This is a genomic window from Pseudomonas sp. NPDC089395 (assembly GCF_044749525.1).
Classification (GTDB): Bacteria; Pseudomonadota; Gammaproteobacteria; order Pseudomonadales; family Pseudomonadaceae; genus Aquipseudomonas.
Genome location: NZ_JBIVID010000002.1, coordinates 196,887 through 209,404, shown reverse-complemented (window position 1 = coordinate 209,404; position 12,518 = coordinate 196,887). Strand labels below are relative to the sequence as shown.

The window sequence follows — 12,518 nt, the reverse complement described above, 5'->3', positions numbered from 1 at the left end:
GTTTCACCTTTTGCTTTTTGTAGTCTGGAGTGCAACCGGTGTGCCACTTGTCGAGGACTGCTGAAACATCAATGATTTACGGATGCTGCGCGATTATTTTTGATTGACAGATGCAGCAGAACTGACCGAGTTTGTATTTACGGAATACACCCAAGCTGAAGGCAGTGTCTCTCGGGGACACAGTGCTGACCTACAAGAATATGAGGTGCGAGTGATGCAACCCGGCTTTGAAGTGATCGCGTTTGATAGCGAATTTGCCGTGCTTTTTTGTACCGCTGGGATAGCAAACCCCTCCCATCAAACCGAGCTCGCTCAGCTCGTGAGGAACACACCGGGTCACAAGCAGATGGTGTCATTGGGTGCGGAAGATAGCCGTATCGGGCTCGTCCTCAGGCGCGCAGATCAGACTGTGGTGATCATTCACGAGCAGAACGCTGATCATGCATTGCTCGACTTCATCAGTACGGTCGATATCGCATTCGACATCCTCAAACACTTCATCACCAACCCCTATGAAGGGATTACGGTTGTCGATAAGGACGCGATATTGAGGTACATCAGTCCTGTCCATGAGCGGTTCTTTGGCTTTATACCAGGCGGTGCAGTCGGCCAGCCGGTACAGGAAGTCATCGAGAACACGCGCTTGCAGGAGGTCGTGCGTACCGGAAAAGCGGAGATTGGCCAGGTTCAGCAAATGCGAAACACATCTCGTGTCGTGAACCGCATCCCGATAACCCGGGGGGATGAGGTGGTCGGGGCGATTGGTCGGGTGATGTTCCGCGCCCCTGAAGAAGTCCATGAGTTGAGCCGGCAGATTTCATCCCTTCGGGCAGAGGTCAACTACTACGAGACGGAACTCACCCGATTACGGCACCGTACCTACGGCTTAGAGGAAATTGTCGGTGAGAGTGATGCCATCCAGCGGCTGAAAGCCCAGATTCGCAAGGTCGCTCCCCTCGATGTTCCTGTCTTCATCGCAGGAGAAAGCGGTACTGGCAAGGAGCTCGTAGCACACGCAATTCACAACTTGAGCCGGCGAAGCGAAAAACCGATGGTGGTTGTGAACTGTGGCGCACTGCCTGACACGCTGGTCGAGAGCGAGTTATTTGGCTACGACCAGGGAGCATTCACCGGAGCAAAGCGTGAGGGACGCTTAGGTAAGTTCGAGCTGGCTGACCGTAGCAGCTTGTTCCTGGACGAAATCGGCGATCTGCCGCTGGAGGCACAGGTGAAGCTGTTGCGTGTGCTTGAGGGCAGCAGCTTTGAGCGGGTTGGCAGCAATAAAGCACGAACCGTAGACTTCCGATTGATCAGTGCCACCAACAGGGATCTAAAAGGTGCCATCGAAAGCCAAGACTATCGGGCAGATCTCTTTTACCGAATCAATGGGGTGACCCTCACTATCCCACCTCTGCGCGAACGTCGTGAAGACATTCCATTAATCACCCGTCATTTCATCACGCATATCTCGCAACGAGTAGGTTCCAGTGTACGGAGCATCAGTCCTGAGGCTTTGGCTTTACTGCAGCGTCATTCGTGGCCCGGGAATGTTCGACAGCTGTACCATGAGATTCAGCAGGCTATCATCTTCGCCAGCCACCACGAGCTAGAGCCACGGGACTTCAGCCACCTGGCATTGCCTGACGAAAATCATGACCATAGAGCTCCGCTCGAACCCGCGCCTGTGACGATGAAGGACACAATGGACAACGTCGAGCTGAACCTGATTCGCGACGCTCTGAAAAAGTATGATGGCAATAAAAAGCGGGTCGCTGAGGAGCTTGGGATCTCCAGGTCATACCTGTACAAGCGATTGGCGGATCTGGATCACGAATGAGCCCAAGGTCGGAGCACTAGGGTCAGCTCACGGCCGCGCTACGATCAGCCCGGCCGGCTTGTGCTCTCCCTCAATCCGGTCGGAAAACCTTGGCATCACGCTGGGCTAATGCAAGCAGCTCATCCACGATCATCCTGACCTTAGGTTGAATGTACCGGGTACGTGGCCACATGACGTGGATAGGCATTTCAGCGCCAGAATATTCCTCGAGGACAGGAACAAGCGTGCCTTGCTCTATGTAGTCCTGGACTAGCCAGGTCGGCAACTGGGCTAGCCCTCCTCCCGCTAGCGCCATCTGAAGCAACATTTCACCGTCGCCCATTTCGTGCTTGACCCGAATCTCCTGCTCAATAGCGACCCCATCGCTATCCAGAAGCATCCAAGTCTTTCGGATGCCGTTCTTCCAACCCACGATGCAGTCATGGGCCAGGAGATCCTCCCGCTTGTGAGGAGTACCACGGAGCGTCAAATACTCTGGTGTGGCACAGATGAGTAAGCTTTGTGAACCGAGCTTTCTTGCAACGATTTCACTGTCGTCCTTGAGCGTCCCTATCCTCACGACAAGATCGATTCCCTCATTGATTATGTCGATAATTCGCTCGCTAAAGCTCACAGATAGGTCAAGCTTTTCATGACGAACTGTGAGGTTGATCAGCGTTGGAAGGATGTGGCGACGTCCAAATGCCGCAGGAAGGTCGATACGCAAACGTCCGACGGGCTCCTGATGCCCTGTGGTTAGAAAGTTCTCTGACTCAAGGAGCTCTTCCATAGCACGCAGGCAGCTCGACAGATACGCCTCTCCCTCATTCGTCAGGATCAATCGCCTCGTCGTCCGGTGGAGCAGCTTGACACCAAGACGCGCTTCAAGACGGGTGACGCTTTTGCCGACCGCGGAGCTCGTTACTCCTAGCTCATGAGCCGCAGCGGTGAAGCTCAAGGTTTGGGCCGCCGCGACGAACTCCCTTACCCCGTCGAAGGTGATCATCGACATTTTAGAATTCCAGGCAGCAATGTAGAGAATTTGAACGGGTTAATTCACAAATTCTACAGGAATACACTCAAGCTCTTGATGAAATGGAGAGCAATGATGAACTCAGTCGCAGCACCAGCGGAGTTAGATCTACCAGCTCCACGCCTGGATGGCCACCCAGGTTATCGTCGTCTTTTTGAAGAAAGAAAGCTCACAATCGGCTTGATTATGCCGCTCGAGACCCATCCTGGTAGACCCGCTCCAACGATGGCTGATCACGGCGAAATGGCCCAGCGTGCAGACACTCTAGGATTCGGTGCGCTCTGGCTCAGGGATGTTCCATTCTACGACCCGCACTACGGTGATGTAGCGCAGATTTTCGATCCTGTTCCTTACCTTGGCTACCTTGCAGCAATCACCAAACGAATCGCCTTAGGTACGACCGGCTTCGTGCTGCCCTTCCGAGAGCCGCTGATTTTCTCAAAGCAAATGACCTCTTTGGATCACCTTTCCAACGGTCGCCTGATGATGGGCATATCTTCAGGGGACAGGCCCGCTGAATATCCGTTGTTTGGTATTGATTTTGAAACACGCGGAAGCCGATTCCGAGAAAGCTATGAGGTTTTACGATCACTCACAGAGGAAAGCTTTCCTGCCTTTGAGTCACCTCTATTTGGACGGTCTAACGGAGAATTCGAGCTTGTGCCCAAGCCTGTTATTGGTCGTACACCAGCCTTGGCGGTAGGAAGATCACAGCAATCGCTTGCGTGGATTGCTGAGCATATGGATGGTCTGATTCGCTCTGCCCCGGAACCGTATCAACTGAAAGCCGCAGCGATGGAGTGGCGAAGCGCTCTAGTTGAGTTTGATAGCTCAGTCTTCAAGCCCCTAGGTATAGGCGCATTTGTAGACCTTTTCGAAAATGCCGATGCACCGCTGCGCCGTAGCTTCGGGGGCATTCGGACAGGTAGGAACATGCTAAAAGAGTACTTGCATGAAGCCCAAGAAGCAGGCATTAACCATTTCGCATTGAATCTGAAAGTCAGTCACCGGCCTTATCGTGAAATACTCCAGGAGCTGGCGGAAGAGATCCTCCCTCACTTCCGGTCACATGGATGAGCATGCCGGATTTAATCAGGTGGTGAGTTGAATCACCACCTGATGCCACTTCAATCTCAAGCTTTAGCTGGAGCAGCCCGGTACCGACCACGGCCAGAAGAATATGTTACTTCGACTTCGCTCAAGTTGTGCGACGCCAGCTCATCCCGCACCTGCTCAATGCTCAGGGGGCAAAGAGGGCCAATCAGAACTTCTTTAATAGCACTAATCCCTCTGTATGAAGTCAACAATTTATGATAGTTCGCTTGCTCATTGTAGACATTTTTCCTAACTCCTAGCTCATAATCGTCATCGATACGAGCATCAATTTCAATCATCGCCCTGACCTCCCGCTCGTCTCTGAAAAACTGGTCTTTATAGATAGCCGCATAACGTCGAAGCCCTATATCCAACATTATATCCTTAATCTTAGGGTTGTTATGCTCCAAGGTATCTACTAAGTCCTCCACCTTTCTGATAAACGCCGCTTGGTCATATTCTACTGATCGAAGCGCTACGTGTGACTTTATAGGCTGAAATCCTGCCGCTGTGGAGCGATTGAAAAGATTGTTTCTTGAAATACAAGCTTCATCAAAACCGATGCATAAACCCCTTCCGTCATCAGCATACAGACGCCACTGGCTTCCCAGGTCACCCTCCTGCGAGAAGCATCCAACTAATATCTGACAGCTGGTGCAGGAGATCTGCTCCGAGGCTGAGTCTCGGAGAAGTTTTTTCTTAATCCCTCGCGCCGACAAAACCTCCGAAATCAAGTCGAAACCCGTTACGTACTCGGTCTCATCATTAAGCTTAGTGATATCGGTGAGCCAGACCTCCTGAGTGGAGATAATGCTTGAAAAAACATTAGCGGTGCAGTAGTGATAAATCATTTTTCATCCATTACAAACGACTTACAGGTTATTTGATAGCATGCGGCCACGGCTTGCTGTCCTTGTTCAAGACAGGTGAGGCCCTGTTGCGTATGCCCCACTTATCAATCTCGACAGTCATGGATTGACACTGCTACTGCGCTACGTTCGGCCCGCTGCAGTGCTCGAATCCCACCCTCCTCCCAAGGCTTTATACAACTGAACCTGGGCCGTAAGCTGAGCCAGGTGATCAGTGAGCAGCTTCTGTCGGGCTGAAAGCAGCTGCCGTTGAGCGTCAAGCAAGGTGAGGTAGTTATCAACGCCTTCATCGTACCGTTGTTGAGCCATCTGAGTGTACTCTTCGGTCGCTTGCACCAGATCGTGTTGGCTACTGAGCTCTTCGTCCCACGTACCCAGAGCTGCCAATCCATCAGCCACCTCTCGGAAAGCCGTCTGGATTGACTGCTCGTAGTTCACCACTTCGATTTCCTTTGCAATCTTGGCGTAGTCCAAACTCGCTTCGAGTCGCCCACCTGTGAAGATCGGGATGTGAATCTGTGGGACAAAGCTCCAGCTCTCCGAACCGTTATCAAAAAGTCCACTGAGACGACTGCTGGCCGTACCTGCTCCGCCTGTCAGAGTGATGCTTGGGAAGAAGGCTGCTCGGGCGGCACCGATGTTGGCATTAGCTGCCAAGAGTCGGTGCTCCGCAGCTAGGATGTCAGGCCGCTGTCGAAGCAATGCGCTTGGCAAACCCTCAGGTATCTGAACGAGAATCTGGGTGTCCAGATCAGCGGAAGTTTGCTCTGCCGGTACCGTCGAGCCGAGCAAAAGCTGTAGCGCGTTCTTATCTTGGGCAACCTGTCGTACATAGGACTGCACCTGCCCTCTCGCGCTATCTACCAACGTTCTCGCTTGACGAACATCAAGATCAGACGCAGTTCCTGCTTGGCTGCCTGCAGTAGTCAATTCCAGGCTGTGCTGGTAGTTCTTCAGCGTTGAGCGAGTGATATCAAGCAACTGGCGATCTGTCTGCCAGGTAAGGTATGCCACTGCTACGTCAGCCACCAATCCAATATGCACGCTACGCCGGGCCTCCTCTGTCGCCAGGTAGTTTTCGAGCGCATTGCGATCCAGGCTACGAACACGCCCCCAGAGATCCATCTCATAGCTAGCTAATCCGACCTGCAGACTGTTGCTGCCTGCCGTAAGCTGTTTTCCGGTTTCAGACAGATACCCAGGAGTACGAGAGCGTCCGGTCGCCCCCTCAATTCCGATTTCAGGTGATAGAGCTGCACCTTGAATTCTGTATTTGGCGCGATAGGCAGCCACATTCAATGTGGCTTTTCGCAGATCCCGATTGTTGGTAAGCGCCAGATCAATCAATTGTCGAAGGTATGGATCCTGGAAAAACATTTTCCACTGAATGTGTGAGGCGTCTCCTAACGCATGCTGAGAATACGCAAGACCCGTTGGGTAGCGCTCCGGGGTAGTCGTATCAGGCCGACGATATTCAGGAATCATGCTGCAGCCGGCCAAGGTCAAGGTGAGCGCCGCAATCAAAGTCATTCGGTTCATTGCTGGACTCCGATATCGGCCAGGCTGCGCTCTCCGCATGCTTTCCTGGAAGAAATGAGTTTCATCACCACGACGTAGAACAGTGGCACGAAGAAGATGGCGAGGAATGTTGCGGCCAGCGTGCCGCCCACGACTGCTGTACCGATGGAGTGTTGGCTACCGCTGCCCGGGCCGTGAGCGCGAGCCAGTGGCAAGGTACCCATGACGAAGGCAATCGATGTCATGATGATCGGACGCAGGCGCAGGCGAGCTGCCTCAGTAGCAGCCTGAACCAAGGTACGACCCTGCTTTTCATATAGCTCTTTAGCGAACTCAACGATGAGGATGGCGTTCTTGGCCGCCAAGCCCATGGTGGTGAGCATCCCTACCTGGAAGAAAACATCATTCGACAATCCTCGCCCTAACGTCGCAGCCACCGCACCCAGTACGCCCAGCGGTACTACCATCATCACTGAAACAGGAACCGTCCAGCTCTCATACATCGCTGCCAAGCAGAGGAATACGATGAGCAGAGAAAGCACGTAGAGCATCGTGGATTGTGAACCGGCAGCGCGCTCTTCATAGGACAGACCAGTCCATGCCACATCGAAGCCACTGGGTAACTGAGACGCTATCCGCTCGATTGCGGCCATGGCATCACCGGTACTGTAGCCTTCAGCAGGTGTTCCGAGGAGCTCTACCGATGGAACGCCGGCGTACCGTTCTAGCTTTGGAGAGCCATACACCCATGTACCACTGGCGAACGCCGAAAATGGCACCATCTGTCCTAGCGCATTTCGGACGTACCACTTATCAAAGTCTTCAGGAGAGATGCGAGCATCCATTTCACCTTGCACGTAAACCCGTTTCACCCTGCCCTTGTCGATAAAGTCATTCACATAGCTCGAGCCCCAAGCCACCGACATGGTGTCGTTGATCGACTCAATCGTGACCTGCAACGCCCTCGCCTTTTCGTCATCAATCGTGACTTGATACTGGGCTTCATCATTCAACCCGTTCGGGCGGATGATGGAGAGCGCTGGTTCTTTGGCCACGAGCTTCATTAGCTGATCGCGCGCGGCCATAAGGGCGCTATGCCCTCGGGCGCCATTGTCCTGCAGGTAAAGATCAAACCCGGTCGCGTTCCCCATCTCCATGATGGCAGGGGGCACGATCGAAACAATGCTGGCTTCTGATATCGTTCGTGCAAACTGCGTCACGCGTTGTCCGATAGCGAATGCAGAATTCTCCTTCGCCCCTCTTTCCTCAAATGGCTTGAGGCGCACCCAGACAACGGCAGAGTTTTGCCCACGACCTGCAAAGTTGTAACCGCTGATCGTGAATGCCGAGAGCACACCAGCTTGCTCCTTCTCAAGCAGATAATGCCGCACCTTCTTCAGTACCGACTCGGTGCGTTCAGCGCTGCTGTTGGGCGGTGTCTGGATCTGCACGACCAAGAGTCCCTGATCTTCGTCCGGCAAAAAAGCAGATGGCAGATTCCGGAACATCAGAGCGACGCCGACAAGCAACATGGCATACACAACAAAAGTCCGTTTGCGGTTGCTCAAAATCCGGGTAATCGAGCGTTCGTAACGGGTGGTGTTCCGCTCGAACATGCGATTGAACCAAGCGAAAAAGCCCGTTGCTTTCTTGGCCTCATGAGGCTTGAGTATCGTCGCGCACAGTGCCGGTGTGAAAATCAGGGCGATGAGGACTGACAATCCCATCGCCGTGATGATGGTGATGGCGAATTGACGGTAGATGATGCCGGCGGAGCCGCCGAAAAAGGCCATGGGCATAAACACTGCAGTGATGACCAATGCGATGCCAATCAAGGCTCCGGATATCTGCTGCATGGACTTGTAGGTAGCTTCTTTCGGGGACAGATGCTCCTCCTGCATCAACCGCTCAACGTTCTCAACCACGACGATGGCGTCGTCGACGAGCAAGCCAATTGCTAGCACCATTGCGAACATCGTCATCACGTTGATGGTGAAGCCGCAGGCGTAGAGGACACCAAAGGTACCAAGCAGAACGACAGGGACTGCCAGAGTGGGGATCAATGTCGCTCTCACGTTCTGCAAGAACAGGAACATGACCAGGAATACCAGAACGATGGCTTCGAATAGCGTATGAACCACCGACTCAATCGACGCCTTCACTGATGGACTGGTGTCATAGGGATAAACCACTTCCACACCTGGCGGTAAATTTGCCTTCAGCTTATCGACTGTCTGTTTCACCCGCTCCACTGTCTGAAGCATGTTAGCCCCGCTCGCGAGGCGCAATGCGATACCCGCAGCAGGTTTGCCGTTGTAGTTGACGTCGTAGGAGTAGGTCTCGCTTCCCAATACGACCTCGCCCAAGTCCTTTAGGCGAATCTGCGAACCATCTGGCCGAACCTTTACCAAAATCTCCTTGAATTCATCCGCGCTGCGCAGGCGTGTTTTTCCGATGACATTGGCGCTCAGCTCAACACCTTGGCGAGTAGGAAGGCCCCCAATTGAGCCGGAGGAGATCTGAACGTTCTGAGATGCGATCGCCGCGCTTACGTCACTAGGCATCAGCTGATAGCTATTTAGTTTTGCCGGATCCAGCCAGATACGCATTGCATTTTGAAAGCCGAATACGAAGAAGTCGCCCACTCCTTGGGTTCGAGACAGCGGATCCTTGAAGCTCGATACGATGATGTTACCTAGATCGCCATAGCTCAGCTTTCCGTCGGTGGAGTAGATACTCACCAAGAGCATGAAATTCGCTTGGAATTTGACTACGCGAATGCCTTGGCGCTGAACCTCCTCCGGGAGGTTCGGCGTTGCAAGCTGGAGCTTATTTTGCACCTGTACCTGGGCGATATCTGGATTGACGCCTTGGTCGAAAGTGACAGTGATCTCGACGCTGCCATCACTGTTTGCGTTAGAGCTGATGTATCGCAGTCCATCGAGGCCATTGAGTTGCTGCTCAATGACTTGGATCACCGTGTCCTGAACGGTTTGAGCGGAAGCACCTGGATAAGTAACGGAAATCTGGACTGCAGGTGCGGCGATGTTGGGATATTGGTTAACGGGAAGGCTGTGAATCGCCAGCACTCCAGCGAGCATGATTGCCAGCGCGATGACCCAGGCAAAGATGGGCCGGTCTATGAAAAATCGTGACATCGTTGCCCCCTTAATTCGCGCTCAGAGCTGTTTTCAGCTGAACGTTGTTTGCAGGATGGGCGTCGACGATGGAGTCAGACTGGACGAACTGAAGTCCTTCGGTAATGACCTTATCGCCAGGCTCAAGACCGGCGTCGACCAACCATGCATTGCCTACAGTTCGAACCGTCGTGAGGTCTCGCAGCTGAACGTGGTTGTCATCACCAATGACCCACGCGGTTGCAATGCCGCGGCTGTCATGGATGATTGCTTGCTCGGGCACCAAGATGGCGTTCTGCCTGACTCCTTCTTTCACCCCGGCGTGAACGAACATGCCTGGCAAAAGCGCACGGTCAGGGTTCGGAAACACTGCCCTAAGCGTGACTGAACCGGTTCCCTGATCAACGCTGACTTCCGAAAATTTAAGCGTGCCCGGGATTGGGTAAATGCTTCCATCATCGAGTCTCAGGGTGACTTCAGCCCGATCGTCACCGGCAGACTTGAGATCACCTGATTTGAGTGCTCGCTTGAGTGCCAGGATACGTGTGATGGACTGAGTGACGTCGACATAGATCGGATCAAGCTGATTCACCTCGGCCAACGCGGAGGTTTGGCCGTCTGTGACAAGTGACCCCTCTGTCATCGACGAACGACCAATCCGGCCTGAAATAGGCGCAAGTACCTTGGTGTACTGCACCTTGATCTGTGCAACCTTTGCATCAGCTTGTGCCTGCTGCCAAGCAGCCACAGCGTCGTCGTATTGCTGCTGACTTACCGCTCGAGTTTTGAGCAAGCGTTCGTATCGCTCCGCGAGGTTTCGTGCAGACTTGAGATTGGCTTCGGCTCGGATCTGTTGAGCAAGGTAGGTACGCGGATCAATTTGATACAACGGCTGCCCCTGTTTGACCTCGCTGCCTTCTGTAAACAGTCGCTGTTGGAGAATGCCTGAAACCTGTGGCCGCACCTCCGCCATACGGTACGCGGAGGTACGACCAGGCAGGTCTGTAGTGAGCGTGATCGGCGCTTCGGTTACCTCGTAGTAACCGACTTTGAGTGCGTGAGCAGCCTCCGAATGGGTATCTGCCGGTTTGCATCCCGCCAGCAACAGCGCGCCGACAGGAAGCGCGCAGATAAGCCCAATCAAAATGGGTTTCTTCATTTGATCTCCAATGATTCATCAGCCCACAGCAATACAGCCGCATCCTTTTCAGGGCGCGACTGAGCCTGACGCTGTAGCGCTAGACAGAATGTTTAAGGTGGTTTTATTAGAGGTGTGGCTAGAAGACTCGATTGAGCAGTAGCTCGAGGCAGGGCCTTGGAAAGCCCCAGCTGTCGGCTTGCCTCAAATGCACCCGCGCCTGCGGGTTAAACGGGTCGGGTTGGAAGCTCTAGCTCGCTGACTTGGCGCTGATTCTACGGGCACTAGCTAAAACGATTAATCGCAAGAAATTCCATTCATTTCATCCTTGAATTCCAAAATATAGGGAAATAGCCCTGCTTCTGAACGAAATCGATGCCGTAGCTGCCTTTTCAGCTCAACCTGTAGGTAGGTGGGCTCGAAAGCTTGCAAAAGCTGAGGGCACACGCAACCATTGATAGCTATATGACAGCATCTCTAGACGGCAATTTTGCTGTCTGCGGCTGTTCCATTTACGCGCACAAGACTTTGCCGGGAGTGGCTCCATTTCCAAGTCATCTGGGCAAATTCTGCCGCTGCTTTTCTCTGGATGGATGTTACCGAATGGATTTACTGCTGCTCCCTCAGAGCTCGAAAACAGAGCTTGCGGACATCTACCGCCGCGCCTTCCGCAACTCAACCCATCTGTACATAGTCAGCGCCTACCTCACCCACTGGGACATCGAGGAAGATTTAGGCAAGCAGTGCGAGACCTTTACTTTTATCGTCGGCAAAGACTTTGGAATCACTCGGATAGCGGCTTGCAAGCAGGTGCTCAAGTGGCTTCCTGAGAAATGGCACGAGGAGTTCCTCGTTGCAGAAGGTATCGTGGGCTTTCACCCGAAGGCGGTTTTTTGGCGGGAGGTGAATGGATCATGCCACGCACTCGTAGGCTCATCCAATCTCTCCAAAGCAGCGTTTTCATCCAATCACGAGGCCAATGGGTACTCGCGTATTTCGAAGACAACGTTCCGAGCGGCCGAGAAGTGGATTGAGAATCTCGCGAACAATTGCGCGACACTCGATTCGAACTGGCTTGCGGGCTACCAGGAGGCAAAGCAGCCGAGTAAACCTAAGCGACAGGGGCGGCAGGATGGGGATGACGAAGGGGCGGTTTTCGAGCTAGAGCTACCCAATCCGAAATCCCTTTCAAGGCTCGATCAGGTGCTAGCTCGACGTCGAGGGCAAATGCGTCAGTTCGCTAGGTTCCGCTCGGAGCTGGAGACTGCTTTCCGGGCAGCAGCGGATAAAAAAACCTGGAGGGCCGGCGACGATGCGAGATTCTACGACCAGCTCAACAGTCTCTGGTGCCATGGCCATCGCAATCGCTTCCAGGGTGCGGGCTGGGAGCGTCAGGGACGGAGCAGTAATTTCCAGGAACTGGCTATCAGCGTAGTACGCGTGCTCAATGCCAAAGAGATATCGCGGGATAGGGTTGTCAGGCTTGAGATTGATCGTCTTGCCAGCGCTGGGGTCAACACACGTGGAGCTCTATTCTCTGAGATGCTCTGCCAATTTTTCCCCAAACGATACTTTGTACTAAATTCCCCGATCCGCGATTGGCTGCTAGGAACAGGCGCTGACAGGGTGAGAGGTGCAAGCCAGGGAGCCAACTACATCCGATCGGCGCGATTGCTCCGCATCGCGCTGAGTCGGGCCAAAACCTATCCCGCTAAAAATCTGGCTGAACTCGATGCCGTTATCTGGAGGGAGCGCAACCCTTACGCCGCAGTGTGAATAGGACATGTAGAAAATGCTTCCGCGAGCGGTAGACCCTTCAGACACACGAATCCATAGCATGGCGCTGATGCGGATTCAGAGTGACGATGCGTCTATCCGCCCAGCCACTGCTTCGGGACGGAGATAGAACCAC

The 12,518-nt window shown here is 53.5% G+C and carries 8 protein-coding genes; 3 read left to right on the top strand and 5 right to left on the bottom strand.

The genetic code is table 11. The annotated features are described in order from the left end of the window. The first annotated feature begins 103 nt into the window (after positions 1-103). The gene (locus ACIPZG_RS05935; RefSeq protein ID WP_400639503.1) at positions 104-1,837 is read left to right on the top strand and encodes a sigma-54 interaction domain-containing protein; all 1,734 of its coding nucleotides are present in this window, start codon (positions 104-106) and stop codon (positions 1,835-1,837) included. A 70-nt stretch (positions 1,838-1,907) separates the two neighbouring features. On the opposite strand, the gene ACIPZG_RS05930 is transcribed toward ACIPZG_RS05935, so the two are convergent. Then, the gene (locus ACIPZG_RS05930) at positions 1,908-2,828 is read right to left on the bottom strand and encodes a LysR family transcriptional regulator (RefSeq protein WP_400639504.1); all 921 of its coding nucleotides are present in this window, start codon (positions 2,826-2,828) and stop codon (positions 1,908-1,910) included. 96 nt (positions 2,829-2,924) lie between these two features. Here ACIPZG_RS05930 and ACIPZG_RS05925 point away from each other — a divergent pair, with 96 nt between their 5' ends. Next, positions 2,925-3,926 carry an LLM class oxidoreductase gene (locus ACIPZG_RS05925; RefSeq protein WP_336085015.1) on the top strand — a complete coding sequence of 334 codons (1,002 nt, stop codon included), beginning with the start codon at positions 2,925-2,927 and terminating at the stop codon, positions 3,924-3,926. 56 nt (positions 3,927-3,982) lie between these two features. Here ACIPZG_RS05925 and ACIPZG_RS05920 read toward each other — a convergent pair whose 3' ends face one another. From ACIPZG_RS05920 to ACIPZG_RS05905, 4 genes are all read right to left on the bottom strand, one after another. Next, a complete protein-coding gene (locus ACIPZG_RS05920) occupies positions 3,983-4,795 on the bottom strand; it encodes a DUF2971 domain-containing protein (RefSeq protein WP_336085013.1) in 813 nt (270 codons plus the stop codon). Between the two features lie 141 nt (positions 4,796-4,936). Next, positions 4,937-6,352 carry an efflux transporter outer membrane subunit gene (locus ACIPZG_RS05915; RefSeq protein ID WP_336085011.1) on the bottom strand — a complete coding sequence of 472 codons (1,416 nt, stop codon included), beginning with the start codon at positions 6,350-6,352 and terminating at the stop codon, positions 4,937-4,939. Beyond that, a complete protein-coding gene (locus ACIPZG_RS05910; protein ID WP_336085009.1) occupies positions 6,349-9,489 on the bottom strand; it encodes an efflux RND transporter permease subunit in 3,141 nt (1,046 codons plus the stop codon). The genes ACIPZG_RS05915 and ACIPZG_RS05910 overlap by 4 nt, the downstream gene beginning before the upstream one ends. A 10-nt stretch (positions 9,490-9,499) precedes the next feature. After that, positions 9,500-10,627 (bottom strand): efflux RND transporter periplasmic adaptor subunit, encoded by a 1,128-nt coding sequence (locus ACIPZG_RS05905; RefSeq protein WP_336085007.1) that lies wholly within the window; start codon positions 10,625-10,627, stop codon positions 9,500-9,502. Positions 10,628-11,209: 582 nt separating this feature from the next. Here ACIPZG_RS05905 and ACIPZG_RS05900 point away from each other — a divergent pair. After that, positions 11,210-12,382 (top strand): phospholipase D family protein, encoded by a 1,173-nt coding sequence (locus ACIPZG_RS05900; protein WP_336085005.1) that lies wholly within the window; start codon positions 11,210-11,212, stop codon positions 12,380-12,382. Positions 12,383-12,518 lie beyond the last annotated feature (136 nt).